The following is a 15,547-nucleotide window of genomic DNA, read 5'->3' on the forward strand; positions in this document are numbered from 1 at the left end:
CTCGCTCGGGAACCGGCCATGACGCACCCCTCTGAACTGGATCTGGGCCCGCTCACCTGGGTCAAGAACGAAATCGACCTCGCCCTCGCGCGGGCCGACGAGTCGCTCGAACAGGCGCTATCCGCATCCGACGCCCCGGGCCGCCTGCAGTTCGCGCAGACCCACCTGCATCAGGTGCGCGGCGCGCTCTCGATCGTCGGCCTGGACGGCCTCACCCAGTTCGCCTCCTCGCTCGACCAGTCGCTCGGGCTGCTTGCCCGCGGCGAACGCCCCATCGATGCAGCGACCATCGCCCTGGCGCGGCGCGCGCTCGCGACGATGGGCAACTACATCGAAGAGCTGGTGCATGGCACGGCCGATCAGCCGCTGCGCCTGCTGCCGCTGTACCGCGAAATCAACGCCATCCGCAGCGCGGACCCGGTCACGCCGGCCGAACTGTTCTTCCCCGACCTCACGCAACGTCCGCCGCGCCGCCAGATCGCCAGCGTCACGCTGACCGACGAAGCCCGTCAGGCGCAGCTGCGGGCGCAGCGCGCCCTGTTCCAGCGCGGCCTGCTGCAGTGGCTGCGCACGCCCAACGACTCGGCCGGCCCCTCGGCCATGCTGGACGCCGTCAAGGGCATGGAGGTACTGCATACCGGCGCCCCCGTCACCAACCTGTGGTACGCCGCGCAGGCCTTCCTCGAAGCGCTGGCGCACGGCGACCTGCCGGCTCAACCCGAGGTCAAGCGTCTGTGCTCGCAGCTCGATGCGCAGCTCAAACGGCTTGCCGATGCGCCCGTCGCGATACCGGATCGCTTCATCCGCGAACTGCTGTACTGGGTCGCACAAGCCCCCGCCCGCACCGCCCAGCAGCAGGCCGTGCGCGACACCTGGCACCCCCATGCCCTGATTCCCGAGGCCGGCTCGACCGTCAGCGTCACGCCGCTTGCGCCGCTGCTCAAGTCGCTGCAGACCTCGATGTCCGCCACCAAACACGCGTGGGACGAGTTCTCGGAAGGCCATGCCGCCGCCCTGCCGCGCTTCGCCGGCGGCCTCGCCGATGTCGCGGCCCAGGCGCCTCAGCTCGGGCGGCCCGCACTCGATCGCCTGCTCGAAGCCCTGATCGAGTTCGTCCGCTGGCTGCGCAAGGACCCGCTGCAGAACACCGACAAGGTCGCCATCGAGGTCGCCACCGCGCTGCTGCTCGCGGAAGGAGCGCTCGACCGCGTCGTGCCCGACGCGGGCTTCTCGACGCAGGTCGCTGACACCGTCAGCCGCCTGGGCGCGGTGACGCGCGGCGAGTCGGTCGAACCTGCCGAGCACTCGCCGACGGTCGAGACGGCACGCCGCCTGCAGGAACGCGAAGCGGTCGGCCAGCTGGCCCGGGAGATCCTCTCGAGCCTCGCGCAGGTCGAACAGATCCTCGACGACTTCTTCCGCAACCAGCAGAAGCGCGCACCGCTCGAGAATCTCGCGACGCCGCTCAAGCAGGTGGAAGGGGCGCTGACCCTGATCGGCGACCCCGACGCGATCGCGCTCGTGCACGACGCCGCAGGCACCGTTGCCCGGCTCGCAGCGAGCGACGCAGAGCCGGAAGCAGGCCAGTTCGAAGGACTCGCGCAGCGCCTGTCGGCCCTCGGTTTCTACGTCCAGGCCCTGCAGCACGGCCCGGCGAACCTACAGGCCTTCCTCGACCCGAGCGCCCGGCGCGCGCAGGCAAGCGCCGAAACGGCCGCCCTGACGATCGAGCTGCCGCGCTTCGCCGAAGTGGTTCAGCCGGCCACCACGGCAACAACGGCCGGCGTAGCGGCAGCGCCCTCCGCGGCCGAGCAGCCCCCTGCCGCTGCGACGCCCGCGGCTGAAGTGGAGGAACTCGCCGCTGCGGCGCCCGCTGAAGCTCCCGCGCCCGCAGCGCCGGCCGTCGAGGAGGCAGCGCTCGAGGCTCCGCTCCCGATCGAGGAAGTCGAAACCGACCTCAACTTCCAGCCGCCGCTCGAACCGGCCGAGCCGAGCCCGCCCCAGATCCACGTCGACTTCGCTCCGATCGAGTTGCCGCCCGAGACACCGGCACCTGCGCTTGCTCCGGCGCCAACCCCGACGACACCGCCCGCAGCGGCGCCCAGTGCCGCGGAAATCGACGCCGAACTGCTCGAGATCTTCATCGAGGAAGCCCACGAGGTTCTCGCCAACATCGCCGAGCAGGTCGAGCTGTCGCGCACGGCACCGGGCAACGCCGAGCACCTCACGTCGATCCGGCGCGGCTTCCACACACTCAAGGGCAGCGGCCGCATGGTCGGCCTACGCGATCTCGGCGAGGCTGCCTGGGGGCTGGAGCAGACCCTCAACCGCTGGCTCCAGCTCGAATGGCCGCCGACCCCGGCCCTTCACCATCTCATCGGGGATGCCTGCGAGAGCTTCTCCGCGTGGGTCTCCGATCTGGAGGCGGGAGGCAGCCAGGCACGCGACGTCGCCGCCCTGATGGCGGAAGCCGAGCGCCTGCGCAGCAGCGACACGCCGATCAGCGAGCCGGCGCCCCAGGGTGCGGCGACGCCTGCCGCCGAACCCGCGGCAGCCGCTGAGGCCGCCCTCGCCTTCGCGACGCTCGAACAGGCCGCAAGCGGCGAGATCCTGCCGGTCACAACCCCGGCGGCCGAAGAGGAAGAGATCGTCGTCGAGGAATCCCTCGAGGCGCTCGAACTCGAGGCGCCGGGCGAGGAAATCGCGCTCGACGAGGAAGAGGCCGGCGAAGGCTTCGAAGCTGCGGCCGGGAGCGAGTACGCACCGAAGACGAGCCAGCTCGACGAGTTCCGGACGAGCGGTGCAATCGCACAGCCGGAAGAGACGGCGACATTCGAGGAAATATCCCTCGAGCCCGCCGCTGAAGAGACCTTCGTACTCGAGGAACTGGAAGAAGCGCCGTCGGCAGTAATCGGCGAAGAGCTCCTGTTCCCCCTCGAAACCGGCGACCTGGCAACCGGCGAGCCCTCGGGCGCAACGCCCCCCGCCGCGGAAGCGGAACAGCCGCCAGCGCTCGATTTCACCGCCGAACCCGAAGAAGCGATCACGCTCGAAGCCCTGCCCGAACTCGAACTTCCGCCGGCGACCGGGGAGCGGCCCGGCTTCGAGACGAACGTCGCGCTGGAACGGACGACCGGAATCGAGGAGCCCATCCCGCTGACAGAGGCGGAGGCGGCCGACGCCGCCGAGGCACAGGAACTCGAGGAACTGGCCGAACTCGAGGAGGTGCTCGATCTTGAGGACAGCATCGATCTCGAAGAGGCGGTGGAACTGGAAGAGCCCCTCGAGGAGGAGCCCCCCGCCGCCATCGAGCCTCTCGAGCTGGAAGAGACCGGCGCACTCGCAACGCCCTTTGCCGAGGAAACCCCTGCCGCAAGCGAAGCACCGCAGGAGATCGAGGAGGCGACCGTCGACCTCGAGGAACTCGAGGTGCCGATCGAGCGCGACGTCGTCCACGTCGGCGACAACGAGATCAGCCGCCCGCTCTACGACCTGTACCTCGGAGAGGCGCGGCACCATCTGGGCACCCTGCGCGACGAACTTGGCCGCCTCGCGGCCAACCCCACCCTGATCCCGGCCGAAGCCGCCCTGCGCGCCGCGCACACGCTTGCCGGCATCTCGGGCACCACGCGCCTGATGAGCGTGCAAGGTCTCGCACGCGCGCTCGAGCACGCGATCGAGCGCCTGCGAGAGGGCGCCCACCCGCCGACCGCCGAGCAGTCCGCGGTCATGAAGAGCTCCAACGACACCCTCGAGGCGATGGTCGCGCAGGTTGCATTGCGCCAGATGCCGATCGAGGTGCCCGAACTGATCGAGCAGCTCGACGGCATCGGCCGCACGCTCGCCCTCGACGTCGGCTTCGAGCCGGAAGGCGCAGTCATCGAGGAGGAGGTTCCCGAACAGCCGTCCGCCGCTGGGCAAGCCCCCGAGGCCGCGGCCCCCGCTGCGACCGTCGCCGACGATCTCGACGAGCAGCTCCTGCCGGTCTTCCTCGAGGAAGGCGCGGAACTGCTTGCCGATCTGCACGCGACGCTGCGACGCTGGAGCAGTGGCGACCCCTCGGCCGATCACGCCAAGGCGACGGCCCGCCTGCTGCACACGCTCAAGGGCAGCGCGCGCATGGCCGGCGCGATGAGCCTCGGCGAGCACGTGCACCAGCTCGAATCGCAGCTCGAAGCCGGCCGCGAAGCGGGGCGCGACGCCGCCGAGATGATCGACGAGCTCGTCGGCGGACTGGACCGCACCGAGCAGATGATGGGCGCGCTCACCGGCACACCCGCCCCGGCAACGCCGGCGGCCGCTGGCGCGACCGAAGTCGCGGTCTCCGTGGCTGCGCCCGAAGCCGCGCCGACCGAGGGCGAAACCAGCGCGACGGCGACGCTGCGCGTGCGCGCCGACACCGTCGACCGCTTCGTCAATGAAGCCGGCGAGATCGGCATCGCCCGCACCCGCATCGCCGGCGAACTGCGCACGCTGCGCCGCTCGCTGCTGGACCTGACCGAAAACGTCATCCGCCTGCGCAACCAGCTGCGCGAGGTCGAGATCCAGGCCGACGTGCAGATGCAGTCGCGCATCGCCCATACCGGCACCAGCGAGGGGGACTTCGATCCGCTGGAGATGGACCGCTACACCCGCCTGCAGGAGCTCACGCGGATGATGGCGGAGAGCGTCGGCGACGTCACGACCGTGCAACAGAGCCTGCTGCGCAACCTCGACGGCGCCGAACTCGCGCTGAACAGCCAGGCCCGCCTGTCGCGCGACCTGCAGCAGGCGCTGATGCAGGTGCGCATGGTGCCCTTCGACAGCCTCGCCGACCGCCTCTATCGTGTCACGCGCCAGACGGCCAAGGATCTCGGCAAGCGCGCCAACCTCGACCTGCGCGGCGGTCGCATCGAGATCGACCGCAGCGTGCTGGAACATATCACCGCACCGCTCGAACACCTGCTGCGCAACGCCATCGCACACGGCCTCGAGGCCCCGGAGACGCGCAGCGCCGCCGGCAAGAACGAGATCGGCCAGATCACGCTGAGCGTCAGCCAGGAAGGCAACGAAATCGCGATCAGCCTCGCCGACGACGGCGCCGGCCTCGATTACGAACGCATCGCCGAGCGGGCACGTGCTAACGGCCTGCTCGGGCCGGCCGAGATCGCCGACGAGCGCCGCCTGACGAACCTGATCTTCCTCCCCGGCTTCTCCACCGCCAGCAACGTATCCACGGTGTCCGGCCGCGGCGTCGGCATGGACGTCGTGAAGTCCGAGACCGCGGCGGTGGGCGGGCGCATCGACATCCGCTCGACGCGCGGCGCCGGCACGGAATTCCGCATCTACCTGCCGCTCACGCTGGCCGTGACGCAGGCCCTGCTGGTCAGCGCGGGCGGGCGTACCTACGCCATCCCCTCGAGCATGGTCGCGCAGGTCATGGAGCTGAAGGCCGGGGCGCTGCGGGAGCTGCGCGCCGCCGGCGGCACGGACTGGCAGGACATGCACTTCAACTATCGCTACCTGCCGCGCCTGCTCGGCGACGCGGCGAGCCAGCCCGAGGAGCAGCGCTTCAACTGGGTGCTGCTGCTGCGCGCCGGCGCCCAGACGCTCGCGCTGCACGTCGATGCGCTGCGCGGCAACCAGGAAATCGTCGTCAAGAACGCCGGCCCGCAGCTCGCTCGCGTGGTCGGCATTTCCGGCGCGACGGTGCTGGGCGACGGCGAGATCGTGCTGATCCTCAACCCGGTCGCGCTCGCCAGCCGCAGCCTCGCGGAGGCGGAAGGCGCCGCGCAGGCGCCGGGTGCCGCCGCGCCGGTCGAGGCGACGCAGGTCGTCCAGCCGACCGTGATGGTCGTCGACGACTCGCTGACGGTGCGCAAGATCACCGGCCGCCTGCTCGAACGCGAAGGCTATCGCGTGATCACCGCCAAGGACGGCGTCGAGGCGCTGGAGCGCCTGATCGAGTCGGTGCCCGACGTCATCCTGTCGGACATCGAGATGCCGCGCATGGACGGCTTCGACCTGCTGCGCAACATCCGCGCCGATGAGCGCACGCGCGACGTGCCGGTGATCATGATCACCTCGCGCCTGGCGGACAAGCATCGCCAGTTGGCCGAGAAGATCGGCGCCAGCGAGTATCTCGGCAAACCCTACGAGGAAGGCGAGCTGCTGGCCCTGCTGCAGCACTACACCGGGAAGGCGCGCGCGGAGGCCTGATCGCGCCGCCCGGCTCGGTCCCGCGCCACGGCAAAGCGCGCGAGCGTACGCTCGCGCGCCGTGGCGTGATCGACCACCGGCGCCGGGTAGTCCCGGCCGATACGCACGCCCGCAGCCGTCTGGTCCGCCGCGCCCATCTTCCACGGCGCATGGACGTACTTGTCCGGCACGCGCGCGAGTTCCGGCAGGTAGCGACGGACGAAGCGCCCCTCCGGATCGAAGCGCAGCGACTGCGTGACCGGATTGAAGATGCGGAAATACGGCTGCGCGTCGCAGCCCGTCGACGCCGCCCACTGCCATCCGCCGTTGTTGGCCGCGAGGTCGTAGTCCAGCAGATGGTCGGCGAAATGGCGCTCGCCGCGCCGCCAGTCGACGCCCAGGTCCTTGGTGAGGAAGGACGCCACGATCATGCGCAGCCGGTTGTGCATGTAGCCCGTGGCGTCGAGCTGGCGCATCGCCGCATCGACCAGCGGATACCCGGTGCGTCCCTCGCACCACGCCGCAAACAGCTCCGGCGCCGCGTCCCACGCGATCCGGTCGCACTCGGGCCTGAAGCTCCCCGTCACGACGCGTGGGTGGTGCCACAGGATCATGTGGTAGAAGTCGCGCCACACCAGTTCGCCGAGCCAGCTCTGCGCCCCGGCCCCGCCGTCGGCCCATGCGAACGCCGCCAGTTCGCGGACGGACACGGTGCCGAAGCGCAGGTGCGTGGACAGGTAGGACACGCCCTTGACAGCGGGAAAGTCGCGCGCCTCGCGATAGCGCCCGATGCGCCCGGCGAAGTCCGCGAACAGCGCCCGGCCGCCGCTCATGCCGGTCGGTATGCGCAGCCCGGCGAGGTTGGTCGGCACGAACCCCAGCTCCTCGAGGCCGGGCACGCGCTCGCCCGCGGCCTTGGGCGCGAGCTGCGCGGCGTAGCGCTCCACCGGGTAGGCCTGCACATAAAAGCCGTCGAGCTTCTTCAACCACGCGTTGCGGTAGGGCGTGAATACGCTGTACGGCTGGCCGCCCTGGGTCAGGATCTCGTCGCGCTCGAAGATCACCTGGTCCTTGAAGTCCTCGAAGCCGATCCGCGCTTCCGCAAGCCGCTCCGCCACGCGCCGGTCGCGCGCGATCGCCGCCGGTTCGTAGTCGCGATTGCTCAGCACCGCCTCCACGCCGAGTTGCGCCGCCAGGGCCGGGATCAGCTCATCGGCGCGCCCGTGTCGCACGATCAGGCCCGATCCGCTCCCGCCCGCCCGGCGCGACAGGGCGTCGAGCGCAGCGTCGAGCTCCTGCACGCTGCGCCAGATGAACTCGACGCGCCGGTCGCTGCGGCTCGGCAGTGCGTCGAGAATCTCCGTATCGAACACGAAGACGCAATGGACCCGCCCGAAGCGACGCAGCGCGTGATACAGCGCAGCGTGATCGAAACTGCGCAGGTCGCGGCGAAACCACACGAGAGCTGAGGACATGAAGAAACCCGGGAATTCGGAAAGTCGCATTCTGACGCACCCATGCCGCACAGGTTCCTGCTCCATGCCGCGCGCGAGAGGCTAAAATGCAGCCATGAGCGAAATCATGTCGAACCTCACGCATCATTTCCTGATCGCCATGCCCAGCATGGCCGATCCGAATTTCTCGCGCACGCTGACCTACATCGCCGAGCACAACGACCAGGGCGCGCTCGGGATCATCGTCAACCGGCCGATCGACATGACGCTCGCCACGCTCTTCGAGCGCGTCGAACTGCCGCTCGACGCCGCGGGCTTCGCCGACCAGCCGGTGTACTTCGGCGGCCCGGTGCAGACCGACCGCGGCTTCGTGCTGCATCGGCCCGCGGGCGAATGGCACTCCACCCTGAACGTGAATGACGAAGCCGGCCTGACCAGCTCACGCGACATCCTGCAGGCCATCGGCAGCACCGGCCAGCCCGCCGACGTGCTCGTGACGCTGGGCTACGCCGGCTGGACCGCCGGCCAGCTCGAACAGGAGATCGCCGACAACGCGTGGCTGACCGTGCGCGCCGATCTCTCTATCGTCTTCGACCTGCCGCCCGAGGAGCGCCTCGCCGCCGCCATGCAGAAGCTCGGCATCGACTTCACGAACCTCAGCGAGACGGCCGGGCATGCCTGAGGCGGCCGCGCCCGAACCTCGGCCAACCCCGGACCTCCCCGCGCGCGGCACCCTGCTCGGCTTCGACTTCGGTCTCGTGCGCCTCGGCGTCGCCGTCGGCGAACTCGAGACCGGCCGGGCCAGCGCACTCGTGACCATCAGCGGCGAGGCCAACGCGCCGCGCTTCGCCGCCATCGAAAAACTCATCGCCGAGTGGCGCCCCGTCGGCCTCGTCGTCGGCATCCCCTGCCACCTCGACGGCACTCCGCACGAAATGACCGCCCGCTGCCGCCGCTTCGCAAACCAGCTGCACGGCCGCTATCGCCTGCCGGTCATGGAAAGCGACGAACGCCTGTCCTCCGCCGCGGCCGAAGCCGCGTTGGAGGAAGCGGGGCAGCGCAGTTGGCAAGCACGCAAGCCGGTGCTCGACGCAGTCGCCGCCCAGATCATCCTGCAACACTTCCTGGACACCCTCCAACATGCAAAAGCTTGATGCCGAAGCGCTCTTCCAGACCCTGGTCGAGCAGATGCGGCCGCACGTGACGCCCGACACCGCACTGGTGGGCATCCACACGGGCGGCGTGTGGCTGGCCGAACGCCTGCACCAGGCCCTCGGCCTGAAGCACCCGACCGGCTCGATCGACGTGTCCTTCTATCGCGACGACTTCGGCTCCAAGGGCCTGCATCCCCAGCCCAAGCGCACCGAGATCCCGTTCGACGTCGAAGCCGCCCACGTCATCATCGTCGATGACGTGCTCTACACCGGGCGCACGACGCGCGCCGCGATCAACGAATTGTTCGACTTCGGCCGCCCCGCGCGCGTCGACCTTGCCGTGCTCGTCGACCGCGGCGGCCGCGAGCTGCCGATTGCCGCGCGCTACTGCGCCCTCACCCTGCCCCAACCCCTGCCCGCAAGCCAGAACCTGCAGCTCGAGACCGACGCTGCCGGCGCGCTCACCCTGAGGCTGATCGATGCATAACCCCCAGCTCAACAAACACGGCGAACTGCAGCACCTGCTGACGATCGACGGCCTGCCGCGCGACGTCATCACCGCGATCCTCGACACCGCCGCCCCGTTCACCGAAGTCGCCGAACGCGAAGTCAAGAAGCTGCCGCTCTTGCGCGGCAAGAGCATCTTCAACCTGTTCTTCGAGAACTCCACGCGCACCCGCACGACCTTCGAGATCGCCGCGAAGCGCCTGTCGGCCGACGTCGTCAACCTCAACGTATCGACCAGCTCCACGGCCAAGGGCGAGAGCCTGCTCGATACGGTCGACAACCTGTGCGCGATGCAGGCCGACATGTTCGTCGTGCGCCATGCCGCGAGCGGCGCGCCCTTCCTGATCGCGCAGCATCTCCTCGCGACCGGGCGCGACCACATCCACGTCGTCAATGCCGGCGACGGACGCCATGCGCATCCGACGCAGGGCCTGCTCGACATGTACACCATCCGGCACTACAAGAAGGACTTCACGAACCTCACCGTCGCGATCGTCGGCGACGTGCTGCACTCGCGCGTGGCGCGCTCGCAGATCGCCGCGCTGACCACGCTGGGCGTGCCCGAGGTACGCGTCATCGGCCCCAAGACGCTGCTGCCGACCGAGGTCGAGCGCATGGGCGTGCGCGTCTTCCACGACATCCGCGAGGGCCTCAAGGGCGTCGACGTCGTCATGATGCTGCGCCTGCAGAACGAGCGGATGAACGGCGCGCTGCTGCCGACCCCGCAGGAATACTACAAGGTGTGGGGTCTCACCGCCGAGAAGCTGGCACTCGCCAAGCCCGACGCCATCGTCATGCACCCGGGACCGATGAACCGCGGCGTCGAGATCGATTCCTCCGTCGCCGACGGCGCGCAGGCCGTGATCCTGCCCCAGGTCACCTTCGGCATCGCGGTCCGCATGGCCGTCATGAGCATGCTGGCCGGCCAGCAAGGGAGCAACAAGTAATGAAGATCCGCATCACCAACGGCCGCGTCATCGACCCCGCGAACGGCCTCGACGACCAGCGCGACCTGTATCTCGCCGACGGCAAGATCGTCGCGACCGGCGCGGCGCCGGACGGTTTCGCCGCGGAGCGCACGATCGACGCCGCCAATCTCGTCGTCGCCCCGGGCCTCATCGATCTCGCGGCGCGCCTGCGCGAGCCCGGCTTCGAATACCGCGCGACGCTCGAATCCGAGATGGACGCGGCGATGGCCGGCGGCGTCACCAGCCTCGCGATCCCGCCCGACACCGACCCCGCACTCGACGAACCCGGTCTCGTCGAGATGCTGTGCTACCGCGCGAAGAAGCTCAATCGCGCCCACGTCTACCCGGTCGGGGCGCTGACCATCGGTCTCAAGGGCGAGCGCCTGTCCGAGATGGCCGAACTGGTGGAAGCCGGCTGCGTCGCCTTCAGCCAGGCCAACGTGCCCATCGTCGACAACAACGTGCTGATGCGCGCGATGCAGTACGCCGCGACCTTCGGTTTCCGCGTCTGGCTGCAACCGCTCGCGCCCTTCCTCGGCCGCAATGGCGTCGCGCACGACGGCGAGGTCGCCTCGCGCCTGGGCCTGCCCGGCATTCCCGTCGCCGCCGAGACGATCGCGCTGTACACCTACATCCAGCTCGCCCGCGCCACCGGCGCGCGGCTGCACGTCACACGCCTGTCCAGCGCCGAAGGCCTCGCGCTGGTCGAGCAGGCCCGCGCCGACGGCATGGACATCACCTGCGACGTGTCGATCAACCACCTGCACCTGTCCGACATGGACATCGGCTACTTCAACAGCAACTGCCACCTCGTGCCGCCGCTGCGCAGCCAGCGCGACCGCGACGCGCTGCGCCAGGGGCTCGCCGACGGCCGCATCAACGCGCTGTGCTCGGACCACACGCCGGTGGACGACGACGGCAAGCTCACCCCCTTCAGCGAATCGGAACCCGGCGCGACCGGCCTCGAACTGCTGCTGCCGCTCACCCTCAAGTGGGCGCAGGAGACGGGCCTGCCGCTGGTGAAGGCGCTGGCGCGCGTGACCTCGGATGCCGCGCGCATCGTCGGCATCACCAAGGCCGGCCACCTGACGCCCGGCGCGCGTGCCGACCTGTGCCTGTTCGACCCCGCCGCCCACACCACCGTGAGCCGCGACAACCTGCGCAGCCAGGGCAAGAACACGCCCTTCCTCGGCCTGGAACTGCCCGGCCGCGTGCACTACACCCTGGTCGAAGGCCAGGTCATGCACGAACTGGGCTGAGATCGCTGCGCGTGCCACACGGGCGCCCGGCTGCGGGCGCCCGTTTCAACCCACGCCCCTCTCGTTCACCTCGCGCCACGCCGCGATGATCGAGTCGGTCGACATATCTACATCGGCCTCCGTCGTCGGCCATGAGATCACCGACACCCGCATCACCCAGCGCTCTCGCCAGCTTCCGCCGCCGACATAGCACACGCCCGCCGCCTGGGTGCGCGCAATCACCGCCTTCGTCAGCGCATCGCCCTCCTCCGGCGACCCAGCCGCTGCGCCGAAGCGCACGACGAACTGATTCAGTTCCACGTCGTTAAGCACTTCGATCCCCGACTCAGCCGCCAAGCGGTCGGCCATGCGCCGCGCGAGCGCACAATGCCGTCCGACCATCGCCGCGATCCCCTCACGCCCCAGCACGCGCAGCATCGTCCAGGTTGCGAAGCCACGAGCCCGGCGCGATAGCTCGGGCGCGAAATGCAGCGGATCGCGGATATCCTCGCCCGTCGTCGGCAAATAGCTCGCCCCGACCGTCATCGCCTCGCGATGCGCCTGCGCGTCGCGCACGATTGCATAGCCACAGTCGTAGGGCGTCTGAAGCCACTTGTGGCCGTCGGTCGCCCAGGAATCCGCCTTCTCCGCGCCCGCGGCGAGCGCCGCACGCTCCGGACAGGTCCGAGCCCAAAGGCCGAAGGCCCCGTCCACATGCACCCACCCGCCACACTCGTGCGTGAGTTCGGCGATCTCGTCGAACGGATCGAACGCGCCGGTGTTGATCTGCCCTGCCTGCGCGATTACGACCAGCGGCCCGCGCTCGCCCGACAGCGCATCGCTCAAGGCCGACGCGTCCATCCGGCCGGCGGCGTCCGTCGCGACCCGCGTCACGCGCCGATATCCCAAGCCCAGATAACGCAACGCCGAAAAAACCGTCGCATGCGCGTCGTCCCCGATGCACACGCGCAAAGGCGGGGCGCCATGCAGGCCGTCCGCCTCGACGTCCCAGCCCGCCTCGCGCAGCAGCTTGTTGCGCGCCGCCGCGAGACAGACGAAATTTGCCATCGTCGCGCCGGTCGTGAAGCCGACCGACGACTCGGGCGGCAGCCCCAGCAGATCGAGTAACCAGCGCGCCGCGACCTGCTCGGCGACGGCGTTCGCGGGCGCCGCGTAGAAACTGCCGCCGTTCTGTCCCCAGATGCTAGTGAGCCAGTCGGCGGCAACCCCCGCCGGATGCGAGGCGCCGATGACCCAGCCGAAGAATCGCCCGCCGGTCGTCCCCATCACGCCCGGTTCGGCACCGCGTATCAGATTGTCGATGACGACCGCGGCGGATGTACCCTGCTCCGGCGTCGGCCCGTCGAGCGCGGCGCGCAGGGCCTCGACGCCGGCTAGCACGTTCGGGGAACGCGACCGTCGCGCCTCGTCGAATCCGAGAGCATGCGCATATGCCCTCTCCAGTGCCGCCCGGCCATCATCGGACATCGCGCACCTCCGTCGCGTCTGCGCGCCCGCCGACGGCTGCCGGCAGGCAGGGGGAACGGTCGCGGGCGCGCCGCCCTCCCGAGGCCGTAGAGGCAGTCTAGCCGAGGAGGCGGAGTCGTGCTGCGAGCCCTGCGTCGCCGCCCGCTATGCGCACCCGCTTGGCTCGCGAAGTCTCACCGCTGAGCAGCGTCACAGCAGATTTCGGAAGCTTGCAGAAGTCGGCGAGAAAGGCGCACAGCGCCGCATTCGCCTTACCGTCCACGGGCGGCGCGGCCAGGCGGATCTTCATCGCCTCGCCATGCAGGCCGACGAATTCGGTCTTCTTCGCGCCCGGCTGGATGTGCAGCGTCAGCACGAGGCCGCCGTCGGCCGCCTCGCGCAGCCATTCCATGCTCACCCGACCAGCAGCGACGCGAAATTCCCGCGCAGCCCGCCCAGCAGCATCAGCACGATCTGCAGCACCAGCAGCAACACCAGCGGCGACAGGTCCACATTGGCGATCGGCGGGAGGATGCGTCGGAACGGACGCAGGAAGGGCGCGGAGAGATTGTGGAAGACGGGCGCGGCCGGCGCATGCGGGCTCACCCACGACAGGATCGCCGACATCAGCACCACGCCGAACACCAGGTAGATCGCCATGCGGGCGACTTCCAGCAGCCCCAGCCCCCACAGGCCGAGGATCAGGCCACCGGGATTGCCGTTGAGCGCTGCGCCGCGCAGCGACAGTTCGATGAACACGAACAGCGTCTGCAGCACCCACGCCGGCAGCAGGCTCGCGAGATCGAGCCCCATCACGCCCGGGATCACGCGGCGCAGCGGCCGCACGATCCAGTCGGTGGTCGCAACGACGAAGGCTCCCACCTGGTTGCGGAAGGACACGCGCTGCCACTGCATGAAGAAGCGTGCCAGCAGCATCAGGGTGATGAAGCCGAAGGCCGTGTCGAGGACCAGCAGCAGTACGTTGCCCAGCATCGCGTCAGTCCTTGCCCAGTTGTTCGCCGAGTTCGCGCCCGCGCACCTCGGCGGCCTTCACCGCGGCGGCGATCGCGTCAAAGAAGCCCGATGCCTTCATGCTCGCAAGTGCCGCCTCGGTCGTGCCGCCCTTCGACGTGACGCGCTCGCGCAGCACGCCCGGCGCCTCGTCTGAGCCGGCCGCGAGCTTCGCCGCGCCCAGCACCGTGTCGATCGCGAGCTTGCGTGCCGTCGCCGCATCGAAGCCGAGCGACGCGCCGGCCGCCTCCAGCGCCTCGATGAAGTGGAAGACATAGGCCGGACCGCTGCCCGACACCGCCGTCACCGCATCCATCTGCGCCTCATCGGCGATCCACGCCGTACTGCCGACCGCGGCCAGCACGCGCTCGGTCGCGGCGCGCCCGGCGGCGTCCACCGACGGGTCCGCATACAGCCCCGACACCCCTGCGCCGATCAGCGCCGGCGTGTTCGGCATCACCCGCACGAGCCGCGCGTAGCCGCCCAACCAGCGGCCGATGTCCGCCAGCCGCAGTCCGGCGGCGATGCTCACCACCACTTGGCGCGCCAGCCGGCCCGCCAGCGGCGCGAGCGCCGCCTTCATCTGCTGCGGCTTCACCGCCAGCACCAGCACGTCGCAATCGAGCAGCGCGTCATCGACCGCGCCCACCGCGCGCACGCCAAAACGCTCCTCCAGGCGCTTGCGCCCTTCTTCCTGCAACTCCACCACCTGGATGTCGGCCGCAGCGAAGCCGCGCTCCAGCATGCCGCCGATCAGCGCCGACGCCATGTTGCCGCCCCCCAGGAAACTGATCCTGATCCGTTCCGCCACGTCCTTTCCCGTCATGTCCGTTCCTCACGCGCCTTGCGTGTTCCGAAAATCGCGGTGCCCACCCGCACCATGGTCGCCCCTTCGGCGATCGCCAGTTCGAGATCGTGCGACATACCCATCGACAGCGTGTCGAGCGCCAAACCTGCAGCATTGAGTTCGTCGCGCAGCCGACGCAGCGTCGCGAAGCGGCTGCGCAGCAGCGCCTCGTCGCCGCCGGGCTCGGGAATCGCCATCAGTCCGCGCAGGCGCAGCCGCGGCAAGGCCGCCACCTGCCGCGCAAGTCCGGGCACCTCGTCCGGCGCCACCCCGCTCTTGCTCGCCTCGCCGCTCACGTTCACCTGGATGCACACGTTCAGCGGCGCCGTCTCCGCGTCGCGCTGCTCGGACAGGCGCTCGGCGAGCTTCAGGCGGTCGACCGAATGCACCCAGTCGAAGTGCGCCGCAACGGGGCGCGTCTTGTTGCTCTGCAGCGGCCCGATGAAGTGCCATTCCAATCCACGCGCCTTCAGTTCGGCGACCTTCGCCACCCCTTCCTGCACGTAGTTCTCGCCGAACAGGCGCTGCCCGGCATCGGCCGCCTCTGCCACGCAATATGCCGGCCAGGTTTTGCTGACGGCCAGCAGCGCGACCTCCCCGGGCCGGCGCCCCGCGGCGATCGCGGCATTGGCGACGCGCTCGCGCACGGCTTGCAAGTTGGCGGCGATTGTTGTCATATAGCGGCGGCACTGGTCTCGAAAATCCGGCCCGGGCGAGTATAGCA

The 15,547-nt window shown here is 69.8% G+C and carries 12 protein-coding genes; 6 read left to right on the plus strand and 6 right to left on the minus strand.

Translation table 11 applies throughout. The features are described 5' to 3' along the window. The first annotated feature begins 18 nt into the window (after positions 1–18). Positions 19–6,198, plus strand: a complete 6,180-nt coding sequence (locus tag GO615_RS09785) for a hybrid sensor histidine kinase/response regulator (protein ID WP_169127408.1) — start codon at positions 19–21, stop codon at positions 6,196–6,198. On the opposite strand, the gene GO615_RS09790 is transcribed toward GO615_RS09785, so the two are convergent. Further along, positions 6,168–7,652: a cryptochrome/photolyase family protein gene (locus tag GO615_RS09790; protein ID WP_169127410.1), complete on the minus strand. Its 1,485-nt coding sequence runs from the start codon at positions 7,650–7,652 to the stop codon at positions 6,168–6,170. The genes GO615_RS09785 and GO615_RS09790 overlap by 31 nt on opposite strands. A gap of 94 nt (positions 7,653–7,746) precedes the next feature. Here GO615_RS09790 and GO615_RS09795 point away from each other — a divergent pair, with 94 nt between their 5' ends. Genes GO615_RS09795 through GO615_RS09815 form a run of 5 tightly spaced genes read left to right on the plus strand, consistent with a single transcriptional unit; the run spans position 7,747 to position 11,519 of the window. Beyond that, positions 7,747–8,313 (plus strand): YqgE/AlgH family protein, encoded by a 567-nt coding sequence (locus GO615_RS09795; protein WP_169127412.1) that lies wholly within the window; start codon positions 7,747–7,749, stop codon positions 8,311–8,313. Continuing rightward, entirely contained in the window at positions 8,306–8,785 is a 480-nt protein-coding gene (gene ruvX, locus GO615_RS09800) for a Holliday junction resolvase RuvX (RefSeq protein WP_169127414.1), read from the plus strand. The genes GO615_RS09795 and ruvX overlap by 8 nt, the downstream gene beginning before the upstream one ends. Further along, positions 8,772–9,272 (plus strand): bifunctional pyr operon transcriptional regulator/uracil phosphoribosyltransferase PyrR, encoded by a 501-nt coding sequence (gene pyrR / locus GO615_RS09805; protein ID WP_169127416.1) that lies wholly within the window; start codon positions 8,772–8,774, stop codon positions 9,270–9,272. Before ruvX ends, pyrR begins: the two co-directional genes overlap by 14 nt. Next, on the plus strand, positions 9,265–10,239 hold the full coding sequence (locus GO615_RS09810; protein WP_169127418.1) for an aspartate carbamoyltransferase catalytic subunit: 975 nt from the start codon (positions 9,265–9,267) through the stop codon (positions 10,237–10,239). Before pyrR ends, GO615_RS09810 begins: the two co-directional genes overlap by 8 nt. Then, positions 10,239–11,519 carry a dihydroorotase gene (locus tag GO615_RS09815; protein WP_169127420.1) on the plus strand — a complete coding sequence of 427 codons (1,281 nt, stop codon included), beginning with the start codon at positions 10,239–10,241 and terminating at the stop codon, positions 11,517–11,519. Before GO615_RS09810 ends, GO615_RS09815 begins: the two co-directional genes overlap by 1 nt. Positions 11,520–11,564: 45 nt before the next feature. Here the strand turns inward: GO615_RS09815 and GO615_RS09820 are convergent, their stop codons facing one another. The 5 genes from GO615_RS09820 to GO615_RS09840 form a co-directional block, all read right to left on the minus strand. Further along, complete coding sequence (locus tag GO615_RS09820; RefSeq protein WP_169127422.1) at positions 11,565–12,986, minus strand: pyridoxal phosphate-dependent decarboxylase family protein; 1,422 nt, start codon at positions 12,984–12,986, stop codon at positions 11,565–11,567. Between the two features lie 97 nt (positions 12,987–13,083). Then, a complete protein-coding gene (locus tag GO615_RS09825) occupies positions 13,084–13,377 on the minus strand; it encodes a DUF167 domain-containing protein (protein WP_169127424.1) in 294 nt (97 codons plus the stop codon). Positions 13,378–13,379: 2 nt separating this feature from the next. Next, on the minus strand, positions 13,380–13,958 hold the full coding sequence (locus GO615_RS09830) for a YggT family protein (RefSeq protein ID WP_169127426.1): 579 nt from the start codon (positions 13,956–13,958) through the stop codon (positions 13,380–13,382). A gap of 4 nt (positions 13,959–13,962) precedes the next feature. Further along, positions 13,963–14,775: a pyrroline-5-carboxylate reductase gene (gene proC, locus GO615_RS09835; RefSeq protein WP_169127462.1), complete on the minus strand. Its 813-nt coding sequence runs from the start codon at positions 14,773–14,775 to the stop codon at positions 13,963–13,965. Positions 14,776–14,798: 23 nt separating this feature from the next. Beyond that, on the minus strand, positions 14,799–15,500 hold the full coding sequence (locus GO615_RS09840; protein WP_169127428.1) for a YggS family pyridoxal phosphate-dependent enzyme: 702 nt from the start codon (positions 15,498–15,500) through the stop codon (positions 14,799–14,801). Between the last annotated feature and the right edge of the window lie 47 nt (positions 15,501–15,547).

The sequence above is a fragment of the Aromatoleum evansii genome, assembly GCF_012910805.1.
GTDB classification, from domain to species: domain Bacteria; phylum Pseudomonadota; class Gammaproteobacteria; order Burkholderiales; family Rhodocyclaceae; genus Aromatoleum; species Aromatoleum evansii.

Excerpts from the sequence above, each read along its gene's own strand:
- GO615_RS09815 (WP_169127420.1), top strand. The coding sequence starts at position 10,239 with ATGAAGATCCGCATCACCAACGGCCGCGTCATCGACCCCGCGAACGGC.
- ruvX (WP_169127414.1), top strand. The coding sequence starts at position 8,306 with ATGCCTGAGGCGGCCGCGCCCGAACCTCGGCCAACCCCGGACCTCCCC.
- GO615_RS09820 (WP_169127422.1), bottom strand. The coding sequence starts at position 12,986 with ATGTCCGATGATGGCCGGGCGGCACTGGAGAGGGCATATGCGCATGCT.
- pyrR (WP_169127416.1), top strand. The coding sequence starts at position 8,772 with ATGCAAAAGCTTGATGCCGAAGCGCTCTTCCAGACCCTGGTCGAGCAG.
- GO615_RS09790 (WP_169127410.1), bottom strand. The coding sequence starts at position 7,652 with ATGTCCTCAGCTCTCGTGTGGTTTCGCCGCGACCTGCGCAGTTTCGAT.
- GO615_RS09795 (WP_169127412.1), top strand. The coding sequence starts at position 7,747 with ATGAGCGAAATCATGTCGAACCTCACGCATCATTTCCTGATCGCCATG.
- GO615_RS09830 (WP_169127426.1), bottom strand. The coding sequence starts at position 13,958 with ATGCTGGGCAACGTACTGCTGCTGGTCCTCGACACGGCCTTCGGCTTC.
- GO615_RS09810 (WP_169127418.1), top strand. The coding sequence starts at position 9,265 with ATGCATAACCCCCAGCTCAACAAACACGGCGAACTGCAGCACCTGCTG.
- GO615_RS09840 (WP_169127428.1), bottom strand. The coding sequence starts at position 15,500 with ATGACAACAATCGCCGCCAACTTGCAAGCCGTGCGCGAGCGCGTCGCC.
- GO615_RS09825 (WP_169127424.1), bottom strand. The coding sequence starts at position 13,377 with ATGGAATGGCTGCGCGAGGCGGCCGACGGCGGCCTCGTGCTGACGCTG.
- GO615_RS09785 (WP_169127408.1), top strand. The coding sequence starts at position 19 with ATGACGCACCCCTCTGAACTGGATCTGGGCCCGCTCACCTGGGTCAAG.